Source organism: Dawidia cretensis (assembly GCF_018598175.1).
In the GTDB taxonomy this organism is placed as follows: Bacteria; Bacteroidota; Bacteroidia; order Cytophagales; family Cyclobacteriaceae; genus Ohtaekwangia; species Ohtaekwangia cretensis.
The window spans coordinates 100,183-114,803 of record NZ_JAHESE010000004.1; the positions used below are offsets into that span (position 1 = coordinate 100,183).

Annotated in this window: 16 protein-coding genes; 6 read left to right on the forward strand and 10 right to left on the reverse strand. The window is 51.8% G+C overall.

Features of this window, described 5'->3' with window-relative positions; all coding sequences use genetic code 11:
* Nucleotides 1–307 precede the first annotated feature (307 nt).
* The 4 genes from KK062_RS06720 to KK062_RS06735 form a co-directional block, all read right to left on the reverse strand.
* The gene (locus KK062_RS06720) at nt 308–508 is read right to left on the reverse strand and encodes a hypothetical protein (protein ID WP_254083496.1); all 201 of its coding nucleotides are present in this window, start codon (nt 506–508) and stop codon (nt 308–310) included.
* Between the two features lie 75 nt (nt 509–583).
* Entirely contained in the window at nt 584–2,821 is a 2,238-nt protein-coding gene (locus tag KK062_RS06725) for a xanthine dehydrogenase family protein molybdopterin-binding subunit (protein ID WP_254083497.1), read from the reverse strand.
* 12 nt (nt 2,822–2,833) lie between these two features.
* Nucleotides 2,834–3,859, reverse strand: coding sequence for an FAD binding domain-containing protein (locus KK062_RS06730; protein ID WP_254083498.1), 1,026 nt, complete (start codon nt 3,857–3,859; stop codon nt 2,834–2,836).
* Nucleotides 3,852–4,316, reverse strand: coding sequence for a (2Fe-2S)-binding protein (locus tag KK062_RS06735; RefSeq protein WP_254083632.1), 465 nt, complete (start codon nt 4,314–4,316; stop codon nt 3,852–3,854). Before KK062_RS06735 ends, KK062_RS06730 begins: the two co-directional genes overlap by 8 nt.
* Nucleotides 4,317–4,529: 213 nt before the next feature.
* Between KK062_RS06735 and KK062_RS06740 the strand changes: the two genes are divergently transcribed.
* Both KK062_RS06740 and KK062_RS06745 read left to right on the forward strand, forming a co-directional pair.
* Nucleotides 4,530–5,597, forward strand: coding sequence for a sensor histidine kinase (locus KK062_RS06740; RefSeq protein ID WP_254083499.1), 1,068 nt, complete (start codon nt 4,530–4,532; stop codon nt 5,595–5,597).
* A gap of 90 nt (nt 5,598–5,687) precedes the next feature.
* Complete coding sequence (locus KK062_RS06745) at nt 5,688–6,854, forward strand: PQQ-dependent sugar dehydrogenase (RefSeq protein WP_254083500.1); 1,167 nt, start codon at nt 5,688–5,690, stop codon at nt 6,852–6,854.
* 81 nt (nt 6,855–6,935) lie between these two features.
* Here the strand turns inward: KK062_RS06745 and KK062_RS06750 are convergent, their stop codons facing one another.
* Both KK062_RS06750 and KK062_RS06755 read right to left on the reverse strand, forming a co-directional pair.
* Nucleotides 6,936–7,154 (reverse strand): hypothetical protein, encoded by a 219-nt coding sequence (locus tag KK062_RS06750; protein ID WP_254083501.1) that lies wholly within the window; start codon nt 7,152–7,154, stop codon nt 6,936–6,938.
* 93 nt (nt 7,155–7,247) lie between these two features.
* On the reverse strand, nt 7,248–7,811 hold the full coding sequence (locus tag KK062_RS06755; protein ID WP_254083502.1) for an alpha-ketoglutarate-dependent dioxygenase AlkB: 564 nt from the start codon (nt 7,809–7,811) through the stop codon (nt 7,248–7,250).
* A 129-nt stretch (nt 7,812–7,940) separates the two neighbouring features.
* Here KK062_RS06755 and KK062_RS06760 point away from each other — a divergent pair, with 129 nt between their 5' ends.
* Complete coding sequence (locus KK062_RS06760; protein ID WP_254083503.1) at nt 7,941–8,138, forward strand: hypothetical protein; 198 nt, start codon at nt 7,941–7,943, stop codon at nt 8,136–8,138.
* Between the two features lie 116 nt (nt 8,139–8,254).
* Here the strand turns inward: KK062_RS06760 and KK062_RS06765 are convergent, their stop codons facing one another.
* Together KK062_RS06765 and KK062_RS06770 are read right to left on the reverse strand one after the other, a co-directional pair.
* Nucleotides 8,255–8,533 carry a hypothetical protein gene (locus KK062_RS06765; RefSeq protein ID WP_254083504.1) on the reverse strand — a complete coding sequence of 93 codons (279 nt, stop codon included), beginning with the start codon at nt 8,531–8,533 and terminating at the stop codon, nt 8,255–8,257.
* A gap of 180 nt (nt 8,534–8,713) precedes the next feature.
* Nucleotides 8,714–9,049, reverse strand: coding sequence for a hypothetical protein (locus tag KK062_RS06770; RefSeq protein WP_254083505.1), 336 nt, complete (start codon nt 9,047–9,049; stop codon nt 8,714–8,716).
* A 226-nt stretch (nt 9,050–9,275) separates the two neighbouring features.
* Between KK062_RS06770 and KK062_RS06775 the strand changes: the two genes are divergently transcribed.
* Nucleotides 9,276–9,494: a hypothetical protein gene (locus tag KK062_RS06775; RefSeq protein ID WP_254083506.1), complete on the forward strand. Its 219-nt coding sequence runs from the start codon at nt 9,276–9,278 to the stop codon at nt 9,492–9,494.
* A gap of 286 nt (nt 9,495–9,780) precedes the next feature.
* Here the strand turns inward: KK062_RS06775 and KK062_RS06780 are convergent, their stop codons facing one another.
* On the reverse strand, nt 9,781–9,990 hold the full coding sequence (locus KK062_RS06780) for a hypothetical protein (protein ID WP_254083507.1): 210 nt from the start codon (nt 9,988–9,990) through the stop codon (nt 9,781–9,783).
* A 177-nt stretch (nt 9,991–10,167) separates the two neighbouring features.
* On the opposite strand from KK062_RS06780, the gene KK062_RS06785 reads away from it, so the two are divergent.
* Both KK062_RS06785 and KK062_RS06790 read left to right on the forward strand, forming a co-directional pair.
* Nucleotides 10,168–10,986: a polysaccharide deacetylase family protein gene (locus KK062_RS06785; protein WP_254083508.1), complete on the forward strand. Its 819-nt coding sequence runs from the start codon at nt 10,168–10,170 to the stop codon at nt 10,984–10,986.
* 518 nt (nt 10,987–11,504) lie between these two features.
* Entirely contained in the window at nt 11,505–13,889 is a 2,385-nt protein-coding gene (locus tag KK062_RS06790; protein ID WP_254083509.1) for a T9SS type A sorting domain-containing protein, read from the forward strand.
* 59 nt (nt 13,890–13,948) lie between these two features.
* Here KK062_RS06790 and KK062_RS06795 read toward each other — a convergent pair whose 3' ends face one another.
* Entirely contained in the window at nt 13,949–14,539 is a 591-nt protein-coding gene (locus KK062_RS06795) for a chemotaxis protein CheB (protein ID WP_254083510.1), read from the reverse strand.
* Between the last annotated feature and the right edge of the window lie 82 nt (nt 14,540–14,621).

The following is a 14,621-nucleotide window of genomic DNA, read 5'->3' on the forward strand; positions in this document are numbered from 1 at the left end:
CAGCATTTTTTTCCTCACCGCTTCGGTATAACTGCTCGGGATTATCGGGTGGCCTATCGGTTGCGCGCTTCGGTTGTTATAAGGCGATTGACGGGTGTCGTACTCCGTGACGTCGGCGGAGCTTGTTTTCCGTCGATGTAGCACTCCCGGCGTGTTACCTGCCCGTTGTCGTCGTACTCGTACCGGTATTCTTCCTCTACATCAGTGAAAATTGGTTGGCAAATCAGTAACGTATATACGTTCCAGGCATGAAATGACGACACCTTTGACATGCAATAAATCGGAGATAAAATCCGCGTATACTTCGTCAGCGCTCACGCAGTTGTTTTAAACTATCGGCCGGGCTTTGCGCCGAGTCGCGGCTGTCCACGTCGCTCGAGTCATGAGTGTCCAGGTCTTTCACGTAGCCATTCGCGTTCTCGTCGTGCTGAGAGTCAACGGACCGTCTTTCACAGCTGTTGAACGTAAGCACGGTTGCCGCCGCAAAAATAAGGATTAACGTTTTCATGTTTATGCGTTTTGATATATGCAATGTTTCCGTCAAAACATGTACCCGCCACATTTCCGTAGCAGACCCTGTTTATCACATCAATGATTCAAAATGTATGGGAAATGAATTTATTCTTTTCCCCGTCGCGTGGAAGATAGCGTTGGCAATCGCGGGCGGCATACCGACCAGGCCGATTTCGCCGACGCCCTTCGCACCCAGTGGATTGACGATATCATCCTTCTCGTCAACAAAGATCACATCGAGGTCATGAATATCGGCATGCACCGGGATATGATATTCTGCTAAGTTGGGATTGACATATTTACCATACCGGTGATCAGGAATCGTTTCCTCCCGCAATGCTTTGCTGATACTCCAAATCATGCCGCCTAAAATCTGACTCCGCGCGGTCTTCGGATTGATGATGGTTCCTGCGGCTACCGCCGTGACCGCCCGGGTCACATTAACAACGCCTAATTCTTCATCCACTTCCACTTCCACAAAGGCCGCACTATGCACGGCCCGGCTATATTTCTTTAATTTCAAGGGGTTGGGTACCGAGAGCTTTGTCGCAGCGATCGAACGGCCCTGGTTTTTCTGAATCACGTCTTTCAATGAAACACCAGCCGATGGATTCGCAATCAACGTGACCCGGCCATTCATGAAGGCCACCTCGTCGAGCGTCGCATGGCCCAGGGGAGATCCTTCGATGGCGCGCGCCTTCTTTAAGATCTTTTCTTTTAGGGCCTTGCAGGCCAGTTTGATGGCCGAGCCTATCGTCGATACCGTCCACGAACCACCCTGGATAGGAGCGAGCGGCATCTTGCTGTCGCCATAGTGAAAAGATACTTCGTCAATCGGTAAACCGAATTCGTCCGCGGCGATCTGGGTCATGACTGTCAACGTTCCTGTTCCGATGTCGGTAATGGCACTGGAAACGACAAGCTTACCCTCCTTATCGAGCACAGCTTTCGCCCGTGCAGGCGCGGTCATCGCCTCCCAAATGCCGGTCGCCATCCCGTATCCTACAAGTCGATTTCCCCGCCGCATGCTCCGCGGCGCAGGTGAGCGCTTGTGCCAGCCAAAACGCTCGGCTCCCTGCGCGAAGCATTCCTTCAGCTCTTTGCTGGAGTACGGCCGGCCTACACTAACATCGGTGTTGGCATAGTTTATATAGCGGAGTTCCAGTGGGTCGATGTCCGCTTTATAGGCGAGCTCGTCGATGGTGCTCTCAATCGCGTGCATACCGGTGCTGCCGCCTGGCGCACGCATGTCCAACGGCGAATAAACGTCGAGGGGTACGAGCTTATAGTCGGTATGAACATTCTGTGCGGGGTAAAGCATATTTGACCAGTTTACCACCACTTCGGTATAGTCCTCGAATTGAGAAGTTTCCGCCACGGCCTCGTGGCCGAGCGCGATGATCAACCCGTCTGTCGTTGCGCCGAACATCGTGTTTTGAATCGTCGGCGGTCGGTGGCCAAACGTGAACATCTGGCTGCGGTCCAGTGTGACGCGTATAGACCGCTTCAGCAGCAAGGCTGCCATGGCAGCAAAAAATAATTGGTATTGCGGCCGTAGTCCGGACCCGAAGGCCCCGCCGACATAAGGTGATATTACACGCACATCTTTATAATGCAGCCCGAAAATGTTCGCCACATATAGTTGACTGTTGACAGTGCCCTGCGTCTTGTCATAAATCGTCAGCTTGTTGTCGCCTTCATATACCACGGTAGACGCAAATAACTCGATCGGGTTATGATGTTCTGTGCCATGATGAAAAGTCCCCGTGGCTTTGACGGCGGCGTGTTCGAATGCCGTCGTGAAGTCACCGCGGTCTTTTGGCGGCGGTGGCTTCAGCGACGTGGCCAATCCAACCTTCGGCGGGCGCGCGCTTTCCACGTTTTCCCCCAGATTGGTACGGAATTCTTCTGCCTGGTAGTCAATGCGAAGATGAAACGCGGCATACCGCGCCATCTCAAATGTCTCCGCCACAATCATGGCGACCGGCTGTCCATTGAATTTCACCTCATTGTCATACAAAGGCTTAAAAACCTTACCGGGCGGAGCATCCATGTCCGCATACTTTAGGTCCAGCCACGGTAACGACAACCTGTTCTCATGCGAAACGACCGTTACGACGCCCGGTAGTTTCAGTATATCGTCGGCATGTATGTGTAGAATTTTTCCTTTCGTAATGGTGGCATTGACGATATAGCCATACAGCATACCGTCGACAGGGTAGTCGCCGGTATACCGGGCCGCGCCGGTTACTTTCTCTTTTGCTTCAAGCCGGCTGATGGGCTTGCCAACCGATGGATGAATTGTCATGCTGTTAGATTTTTAGGGTTCGAGTGATGGCTGCGCTCCCGGCCGTTGTGAAGCAGGATTCAGCGCCATCATGCCGTTGCGAATGATAGCACGTTTAGCCAGGTCGATTTTAAAGGTATTGAAACCATACCCAACCGCGCCCGCGAGAATGATTTCCGCTGCTCCGGCAAAAGCTTCCCGCGTTGGCTCCTTCCCGACCAGGAACTGCTCCGCCTCCGGTACGCGCCACGGCCTATGCGATACGCCACCGAGTGCCATGCGGGCCACTGCTATCAGACCATTGTCTAACAGTAAACCGGTAGCGACGGACACCAACGCAAACGCAAATGAATTTCGGTCGCGGAGCTTCAGGTACGAATGATATTCCGGAAATCCTTCACCCGGAAGTTCTATACCCACGATGATCTCACCCATTTGAAGAGTATTGTCGATCTCCGGCGCTTCACCGGGGAGCCGGTGGAAATCCCCGAAAGGAATCCGCCGTTCACCGTATGGACCCTGTGTGACAACGGTAGCGTCCAACGCGGCAAGGGCCACACACATATCGGAAGGGAATACCGCAATGCAATGTTTGCTGGTTCCCAGAATAGCCATATTTCGGTTATACCCTTCTATGGCCGGACACCCGGTGCCCGGCTCCCGCTTGTTACACGGCGATGAAGCATCGTAAAAATAATAGCACCGCGTGCGCTGCAACAAGTTGCCACCGTTAGTGGCCATGTTTCGGATTTGCGGCGAGGCGCCGGCAAGAATAGCCCTTGATAGTAGGGGATAGCGTTGTTCCACCAGGGGGTGATAAGCCGTGTCGGCATTGCTCACAAATGCTCCAAGCCATAGTCCCCCATCTTCGGTAGTGGTAATGGTTCGATGCTCATCGATGTGGTGAATATCAATTAGCGCACCGGCGCTTTCCAGCTTATACTTCATTAAATCAATGAGGTTTGTGCCGCCGGCCAGATAACGCGCATGATCGTTTCTCTCGCGTAGCGTTCTCGCCTCCGAGACACTGCCGGCTTTGAAATAGGAAAAGTTATTCATGCTTGTTTTTTTTAACGTCCATAATGGCATTCACAATTCCTATGGAAGCTCCGCACCGGCAGAGATTGCCGCTCATAAGCTCTTTTACCTCTTCCAGCGTATTTGCTTTACCCTCCCGAAGCAATCCGACAGCGCTGCAAAGCTGCCCCGGCGTGCAGTAACCACATTGAAATGCGTCATGCTCGATAAATGCCTCTTGCAACGGATGCAGATTGTCACCTTGCGCCAGTCCTTCCACAGTGGTGATCCTGGCGCCATCGTTAGCCACTGTGAGAGTCAGGCAACTCACGATGCGCTTATCGTCGCAGAGCACCGTACAAGCGCCGCATTGCCCATGGTCACATCCTTTTTTTGTACCGGTAAGGTTTAGCTCCTCCCGTAAGGTGTCGAGCAAGCTCACCCACGGCAATACGGAAACGACGCGCTTTACGCCGTTGACCGTTAGCGAGACATCCATAACCGATCCATTCCCAGCCACCAGGGCTGCATCGGCGGTTGATTGATCGAGTAATTCCATCATGGCAATAAAGTCTTTGCAGCAAACCACTCTATTTTCGTGCCTGCGAACAGGCTACGGATATTCCCTTACGTATACAAGACATTTCGCGGACGTGTGGGATTGATACCGCCAGGAATACTTTTTTATTTGTCACTATAAAATAACGAGCACATGGTAGAGTTTTCACTTGACATCGTCGAGCGCATCGGCGAGTTATCGCCGGATGGATATGTTGTATATGATTATAAGAGCAACATCGTCGAATACGCTAACAAAGCATTTTCGCAGCTGGTGAATAAAGAAGCGCACGCAGGCTACTCTCTTCAATCACTGCGCGATATAGTGATGGAGGACGACGAGTTCATAAAGACCTGCGTCCGGCAACTTGTAAAGGCGAGGGTAGTGTCAAATATTGAAGCCCGATTAAAGGACAATCGATTTGTCGCCGTAGAAGGATACCTACTTTCAGACCATCAGCTCATGTTGATCGTTCGGGATATAACGAAATCGAAGGAATTTTTAACGTACATATCCGATTTCGGCGCGCGCAAAGATGCCATTCTCGACATGGTATCCCACAACCTGAGCGGTCCCCTGCAACTGACCAACGATCTGTTAAACGCGTTAGATCAAACCATCAGAACGCAACAGTACCACACCCTGGAGCACCACACGCAGCTCATCCGTCAGAATACGCAGCACTGCATTGAAATTATAAATTCTTTCCTGAAGGAAGAGCACCTGGCGTCGGCGCGCATTTTTGTCGAATCGGTCCGCTTCGATGCCTTGCAGAAAATCAACGTGGTGATTGAACGAATGCTTGCCTTCGACAAGGAGAAGCAGATCTTGCTGGAGTCGGCTGAAGATTCGCTCTTTGTTACTTCAGATGATGTGAAATTCTTCCAGGTAGTGCACAATGTCCTTTCCAACGCCGTGAAATTCACACCTGCCCGCGGCGTCGTGCGTGTCGTTGTCGATACGTCGGACGACACCTTCACGGTGTCTGTGGAAGACAACGGCATTGGTATTCCCGACCCTCTGCAGCCTCACATTTTCGAACGTAATACGGCCGCAAGCCGGCCCGGACTGAAGGGCGAAAAATCCATTGGCATGGGACTCTTTATTGTTAAAGAGCTGGTCACACTGATGGGTGGTAACGTCACATTCTCAAGCAAAGAAAACGTTGGAACGTCCGTGGTGATTACACTGCCAAAGGCACGGTTCGGCGTACATCATTAGATATTGGGAAATAATTACCCGACACTCCACCGGTTATAGTAAATCGACCGGGAACAATATTTGTCGCGTTAGCAACATACCCTTAATGCTATGAATCAACTTAGAAGACCCTTCCAAACATCGCTGGCGGCCTTAGCCTGGACTTCCATTTTCATCGGAACATTTCTGATTGCCTGTGATCAAGATGATGATGATGACGTTCCGGGACGAGAAGGTAGAACCTTTGTCGACAATCTTGATACACCCTGGGAACTCGCGTTTGCACCCGATGGACGACTATTTTTTACGGAGAGGCCAGGTACAATAACCGTTGTCGAAGGCGGTGAAAAGAAGGCCTGGCTGAAACTCGACTCTGTCGTACAGGAAGTCGGCGAGTCCGGGCTTCTGGGCCTGACACTCGACCCGGACTTTGCCACCAACCGGTATGTCTATTTCGGTTATACCTATGCCGCGAGCAAAGGCCCGCTTCAACTTGTAAACAAGCTCGTACGCTATAGAGAGGATGCCGCCACAAAGCAGCCTGTATTCGACAAAGTCCTCCTGGATGGCATTCCGGGCAACTATATCCATAACAGCGGTGGACTGGAGTTTGGACCGGATGGTATGCTGTATTGGGGAATGGGCGAAAGGTATGAACCCGCGCTTGCGCAAGATCTCAGCCAGCTGGTGGGTAAGATTTTACGTCTTACACGCGACGGCGCCGTTCCGCAGGATAATCCTTTTGAAGGGTCCTATGTATTTTCGTACGGGCATCGGAATCCCCAAGGACTCGCGTTCCAACCGCAGACAGGCGATCTATGGTCAACCGAGCATGGACCTTCCGATGAGCAAGGCTGTTGCCAGGACGAAATAAACCGTGTCCTTCCGGGAAGAAATTATGGGTGGCCCGTAATCCGTGGCAGCCAGCAGCAGGCCGGTATGGAAACGCCGGTATATCATAGTGGTGATACTACCACCTGGGCGCCTACCGGCGGCATCTTTATCAAACAGGGTGACTGGAAAGATTCATTTGTGTTTACGGGTTTACGCGGTCAGGCACTCTACCGCGCCGTCTTTGATCCCAATGACCCCACGAAGATCGCTAGCGTTGAGCGTTATCTATACACAACGCTCGGCCGTCTGCGGAATGTTGCCGAGGGCCCGGACGGAGAGCTGTACATCGCGATCAGCAATCAGGACGGCCGCGGCGATATATTGTCGCTCGATGATCGCATTGTCATCTATAGTCAGGACGAACTCGAAGCCGCCAGGGACTAACGACTAGTTTCAGAGATCTGTAGTAGACACCACCCGGCGTTTCGGCGCCTGGTGGGGATTTGTGTAGCGTGTTGTGTAGCGCTACGCAGTTGGCTCTGTTATAACACAACCTGCAGGATCCACATCTGTTCTGAGAACAGAAACAGTCTCATTTTTTATAATGCGGTCCTTCGAATCGACAGGATAGCCCTGGTATTTTTTATCGCCCGGGTCGGTCGCGAACGTTAGACAGTCGTCACTTTTGATAGCATACCGACGGTTATTGGAGTCGACAAAGATCATATAGGAAGTCGTGCTCATAATCATAGATTTTAGCTGCACAGTAGGTCGATAAAAAATCAAGCCATCAGCGAAGAAGGTCAGGACATCCGTTGTAAGCAGCCTAATGGTACATTATATAAGTGTACGAAGTGTTATTGAATACCTGGTGGCTTTGACAGGCGCTATACTGTGCTGCCATTCCGATCGGGCAGACCCATCGATCACGTAAAGCGACCGGCGTGCCACCGGCAATGAAATGACGGATTTCCTGCTTTGTTGTGCTTTGTCGTGTGGCCGGAATTTGAAAATACAATCTTCCAGTAATGAAATTCCAATAATTGTTTTGAATGGAGGGGCGTCGCGATGCCAGTTTATAACCGCTCCGGGTGGGTACTCGGTCAATAACAGCTCCGCAATATCAGCCGTGTTTATACCTGAGAAGGCTGCAGCCCGGCGAAGCAACGGCTCGAAAAACGCAGGTATATCTTTTCCCTTTGACAGGCGGCGATTGTCAAAACTATAGTCATAACCGAAGCTTTCAGTTTTTCGTTTTGCCTCAAAGCCCTGAAAAATCATGGGCTTCAATGCGATAGTGTGTATGTGCTGCAACAGGGCTGCTTCTTCAGCGCTGGTGAGGAAGTCCGCCGCGTAGCGAAACCCGGAGGGCACCGGTAGTGTGTCAGGAAAAAGATCCATATAACACGCCGTTAAAATGCGTGCCAGGCAACTGCGCTACGGGTATGGTAAGCGAAGCATTGCCAGCCTTATGCTGGAATAATATTTGAAGATCTAGCGGCTGCGACTGGACGCTAATAGAATACAACTATGGAACGTTGCAATATCAATCTTCTGATCGAGAAAACACTGCATCTCCTGCAGGATGAAATGAGCGACAAGGATGGCGAAACGCCAACTGCCGCCACGGTTGAAATTCAAAAACTAAGGGGTGATGATGGCAAAGTCTACAAGCTCTCCGTGAGAGTTGAGCTGTTCGAAAAACGGAGGAGCGGAAATGAAGGATGATGGAAATGGCATAGGGACAATCAGTGCTCATCCCGCGAGTGGCAACAACCAACGTTGCGCACCCGGGGATCATAGCACTACCTGTAGACCTTGGCAACCGCGCGGCGTCAAAGGTCCTACGCTGTTTCCGTTTTGTCGTGACCGCCGACTTTAACGAGCTTATTATAAATGCCGAAAAGGAGGAAGGGCGCAGCCCATTGGCCAACGAAAAGCGCCAGGTGGTTTTTTCCGGCGATCTTAAGGCCAAGCGATACCGCCATGGCCCCGACGGATGTCCAAAGGTAGGCGTCCGACGGCACCTTGGCGGTTTGCTCTTCTATCATTGTGGCAAGAGGCCCTTCCTTGTGTTTACTGCGACGATCCGTTCGCTGGGTGGTTAGCAATTCTGATTCCATGGTGTTAAAATTAAATGTTGAAAAATAGTTTTAAACGACCGTTTCGTGTCCGTCACAAAATTGGCCGGCGCATCCACGCACAGCCTATTACTCTAAATTCATACCGATGGCTAGTGGAAACGTATTGCAGCGACCGGCGGGGAAGTATAGGGTTAAAGTAAGAATCATCGTCTACACTGGTCACAGAATGCGGTCTTTAAACCGCATGTTGAACGCTCGCAGGAATATTTCAAAGTTCTCTAGTTTACGCTGCTCCCGCACATCGTTATCGCATAATGCTTGCGCGGCGATGGTTCCGTAAAAGTGGGTTCGGATTGACAGGAGCAAATGGTGAAAGAAGATCAGCCGTTTGTATTCCGGGTTGTTGCTCAGATCCATTTCGTCCGTGCCCGGGGAGCTATAGCCCGACTGAAAGTAAGCAATACATTCTTCTACCTGCTCGACAAGCAAGTCAATGTTGACATTCTCTTCTTTCAGGAGCTTTACAAACTTTGGAAAGTGATGTGAGATACTCATAAGCAGGGTTCTGTCGTGGTATAATACACCGGGTATGTAAGATCGAACTGGAAAATTATTCGGCGAAATAGTAAAAAACGATGCCATCGGTGTATGAAAGTAAATGTGTTCCGGGTTTTTCCGGAGGAAATTATAATGGAAGGTAGCCGTCGCCACCAGGCACAACGATGGATCTATACAGCGGACGGGCACCATTTTTTCGCGCGATCCCATAAAAGGAGGAACTATGAAAGCAACAAAGAAAAGCAGCACTCCCATGGACCCGTCGGATCCGCCGCGCGTCGGAACCGGGCCGCAGTCGGTCGCTCGTGAAAAACGAGGTGGAGAAACGTCTAAAAATTCAGGCGCGGGAACCGGCGAGGATATCTCTACGAACACACAGAAGCAAAAAGATCATAAGCAGCTGGGTGACGAAACCACGATCAGCGACGAAACGACAATTTGAGTAACCTGCTGAACGAAAATGTAAAAAAGAAAGCGGGAAAGCCCGCTTTCTTTTTGTATAGCCAGGGAACAGTTTCCTCATTGTGCGCGGAAGTTTACACGTGTTATTGACTGCTCGCTGGGTAAGATCATCTACGCGAATGCGTTCTCCTCAACTGTTGCGGTATATGTTGCTGGTGAGGTATCAGGGATTACCCGGACTGTTGGACGATGAAATATGGAATAATAGCGGATACGTAGCTGCGGATTATTAAGCTGCGCGGCCACGCATCCGCCAAAAAGCATTGTTAATTACTACCCGGGTTCTTTTGTTTTCCCCCGCCCGTGTTCTTGTGGGCTGTGCTCGCTTCATGCGACTTTTGATGCTCCCGCTTGGCGGTTTCAGGGTCAAGCTTGTCTGCACCGCGCTCGCTTTTAGCGCGTTCGTTTATCGCTTCGTCGACAGCTTTTTGGTGACCGGTAAAGCTCTCACCGGGATTTTCATGTTTCTTGCTCATAAATGTATTGTTTCTTACAATAGCTGTAAAGTCGTGCCAGCGTGAGCAGAGAATGCCCTTGGAAGCTTCGGGATGATCTATACCCCTTTTGGGTAGTTAAACTTAATTAGTGCAAGTTCCGCTGGGCCGATCGTGCCGATGTTGCTATATTTCTAGCAATCATTTCATGACACGTCCATGCCATTCTTCAAGACATTCATTATAACGACTACAAGTATCTTACTGTTGACCGCCGCCTTCGCCCAAATGCCGTCGACGCCCACCGCGAAAGCTCCGCCCGCCATTATCTGCCTGACGTATGATGATGCCCTGCCATCCCAACTGGAAAACGTGATCCCGCAGCTGAACGCGCTCCACCTGAAAGCTACATTCTTCATCAATTCAATACCCGGCAGCTCCGACCAGCTCGGCCATGGCTCGCCGTCGCTGATCGCCTGGAAGGCAGCCGCGGCCCAAGGGCATGAGTTGGCTAATCACACATTGTTTCATCCATGCCCGCAGAAGCTCGGTTGGGAAAAGGACGTTTCGTTGGAAACCTACACGCTCGACATGCTCCTGTCAGAAATAAAAACGATGCATGCTTATCTGGACGCTATAACAGGTAAAAAGAAAAAAAGAAGCTTCGCTTATCCCTGCAACGAAACTGCCTTGAACGGCGTCGATTATACCGCTGCCCTTCGCAAGCTGGGGGTAGTGTCCTATGGGCGCACCGGCGGCGATCAGCAAAGTATTATCACGGACGTTAACCATACAGACGACCTGAAGATGCCCAGCTGGCATGTCATGGAGGGCACCTCCGGCGAAGCGATGATCGCGTTTGTCGAAAAAACAATGCAGTCAAACGGCCTTGGAATCTTTCAATTTCACGACGTGGGCGGCGCGTTATTCAATGTGTCCAAAGAAGCCCACCAAAAATTACTCGACTACCTGCACGACAATGCACATCGGGTCCGCGTGCTCACATTCTCCGACGCCGTTGCGGAAATGAAGAGATAAGAATTAATCCTGCTTCCGGGAAACGTCCGGTATCATATTCTCAACGCTTACCAGGCGGAGGTCGGTCAGCCGATGCTGTTTTAAATGTAATTCGAACAGTACTCGGATTGAAAAATAAGTGTTTATAAAACGTATTATATAGACGTCGGCAGCCAATCTAAGATGTACATACAAGGATTTTGTTTAGTAGACTGTTCTATCCTTATTTTTGACCGTTAATACCCGCCGATGCTTAACAATTGATGTATACACGTTATATTAGTTGTATAAGCGCCGCGGTAGTTAAGTGTAATGCGTGGCGCATCTCGATAAATGTCTGCGGAACGCAGTTCCGCAAGAAGGTAAATAATTTGTCTGCGATACACTTAAAGTTATTGTTATGATCTACGTTTTGTTATTCATTCTTGGTTCCCGGCTTGGCTATCGGCAACACACTGACCCACCGCCTTCGCATTTCTGACAAATGCCGGCAGTGCGCCGCATGAACATTCTTATTCCGTTTTATTATTCAAAAAGCTATGAAAGCACGTTTTACCCTATATCTATATTTACTCACAGCACTATGCCTGCCTGCGGTAGCACAAGTAACCCGCTATTGGGTCGGTACGTCGGTATACCAGAATAACTTCCACGCAGCCGCAGACCTCGCGGATTGGTCGCTGATCGAAAACAACGGCACCGGCAGTTGGACGATGACCGATCACGGCAGCGCGGTCCTTCGTGTCGACAATGTCGCGGGCGCCTATGCGGTGCGACTGTTTGGTGTCAACGGTTCGGCTGTACGGCTGTTGCCATTGGACCGGGTCAACGGCGTGGTAGAATTCCAGGTGCTTGCGCTGACCGGCGGTGACCAGCGCTTCTTTCTCCAGGCGCAAGAGTTCAATGCGAGCGGGGTATATATCACCGAGCAAAACATTCTTCCGTCCAGCGCCACACCCGGCTACTACTCCGTAAACATGAGTGCTATCACCTGGAACCCGGCAACGACGCAGGTGCGGTTTATGATCGCCGCGGCAAATTATTCCGGCCAGCAGGGCACCGTTGAATTCAATTATTTCAACTATAGTAATACCATTAAAAGCTGGAGCAATGCGTCCAACTGGTCGGCCACGTCCGGCGGGCCGGGTGGTGCCTCAGTCCCTGGCGCCAGCGACCATGCCATGTTTAACGGCGCCTCGGGCACACACGGCCTCTGCTTTCTGGCTGCACCGGTGACGGTTAACAACCTGACGATAAGTGGTTACGCGGGAACCATAGATTTGCGTGGCTACAGTTTGACTGTCAACGGCGCCGCTTCCCTGGGTTCGGGCAATATCACGGTGACCGGCGGCGGCACATCGCTTACCCTCAATACAACGGGTACTACCACCTTTAACGGCACGGTATTCCAGGTTGGTATTACGGGCACTACCGGCCGGCTGTTCCTCCACGGCAGCACCTTTTACGGCGATGTCAACCTGATCCGTACCAGTTTCCTAAGCGATGACAGTAATGGCGGCAACGTATTTTACGGCGCCGCGACATTTACAAATACCGGCAGCGGCCGCCTGCGCATGGCCTCGACCACGGGCGATGTGTTTTACGGCCCCGTATCATTGGTTCGAACCTCGGGCACGCTACAATTTGCCTACGTCGGCACGACGACATTGCACGGCAATCTTTCAACCAATACCAACCATGCCAGCAGCCTGACGTCCGGTGCCGGTGGCGGTTCTATTGCGTTCTCCGGCACGAACGCGCAGACAATCTCGTATACGCCAGGCTCCGCGGCGCCAACGTTCTCAAGGCTGATCGTAAACAAAAGTGCAAATACCCTCACGCTTGCCGCCCCGGTGACGATTAGCACGGCCGCTACGTTCACCGCGGGTGTCGTGGAGACAACCGGCAGCAATCCACTGATCTTCGATGGATGGGCTACTACGGCGGGTGCCAGCAATGCCAGCTATGTAGACGGACCGGTACGAAAAGTATTGGGACTGCTCGAAGGGTTTACGTTTCCCATCGGCGACGGCGGGCTATACCGGCCGGCCGGCATCAGCGCAATTCTTGGCGGAACCTACACGGCGCAATACTTTAAAGCGGCACAGGCATACGGATCAAACAAAGTCGCCGGACTGGCAACGGTAAGTCAATGCGAATACTGGAACATCGATCGCAACGCCGGTTTGGAAGCGTCGTTAACACTCACCTGGCAGTCTGCTACATGCTCCAGCTCCAACTATATCACCAATATATCAGCTCTGCGTGTTGCACACTGGAACGGGAGTCAGTGGGAGATCATGCCGCTTGAATTAGGGTCGCCGGCCGGCAATGCCGCCGCCGGAACAGTGTCGACCCTGTCGATCGCCTCCTTCAGTCCGTTTACACTGGGTTCTACGTCACCGGCCAACCCGCTGCCCGTGACGTGGGAAGATTTCCGCGGCGTTACCGATAATGGCAAGGCGGTGCTGGAATGGACCACCGCCTCCGAAAAGAATAACGCCTTCTTCGAAGTACAACGGTCGGCGTCCGGCAAGGAATTTACGGCGATCGGCATCGTGCCCGGCCATGGCACCACGACGGAAAAACAGGCGTATACCTTTACCGATCCCGAGCTGTTGATGGAGCCGATGTATTACCGCCTGCGGCAGGTTGACTACGACGGTAACGAAGATTATTCCGACGTGATCCGCGTGCGAATCCCTTCCGAGGTCGACCGGCAGCCACTTCGCCTGTATCCTAATCCGGCCACGGCGCCGGTAGTATACCTCAACAAGCGCACGTCGGTCGTTGTTACTAACATGCTCGGGCGTACGATGTATACAGCGGCAGAGGTGCAACAGATCGATACGTCCGGCTGGCCGGCGGGAGTATACCATGTCACCGACGCCTTTGGCCAGCACGCCGCACTCGTCGTGCCGTGAGAAGCGATGCAGGCTACGCGATGGCAGCACGAACCCTCCCTGGGCGTGCCCGAACCCTTTCAGCTCTCCTGGCTATAGTTTGATGTTCCCTGTAGCATGAGCGAGAGCGTTTGACCCAGCAAATGCGGAGCGGCAATTTCTTCCGGTTGGTCGGCATCGATGGCCGCTCGTGGCATCGAGCTATATTTAGAGGACTCCGGATCCTGTGCCAATACCATGCCTCCGCATTTCTGGATAGCCTGAACGCCGCGCGCCCCGTCATTGCCCATGCCGGATAAGATAATGGCGATCGCGTTTTTCCGTTGATCCGTTGCCAGGGAAAAAAGAAATTCATCGATGGCTTTAAAGACAGGCTCGGAAGGATGCCTTTCGTACACGCTAATAACGCCTTCGTGTAAGTCTGCGCTCATGTATGCGGGCAGGACATAAATATTGCCTGCCCGGGGTACTGTCTGACCCTGCAGTACATAAACCGGCAAGCTTGTTACTGCCGAGAGGGTCGGCTGAAGCGATGATGGCGTGTCCCGCGGCAGGTGTGTTACAACAACGAAGGCCAGGTCGGGGATCTGCGGTAAAGACGAAAAGAACTCTTTCAGTGCTCTCAGCCCACCAGCCGAAACACCTATGGCTGCAATTCTGGTTGTTCCCATTCGGGATGTAGCGTAAATTCTATGCCAACGAACACGCAGACAAGCTCCGGATCCTCGAAAAGCAACGTTTATAACAATCCAT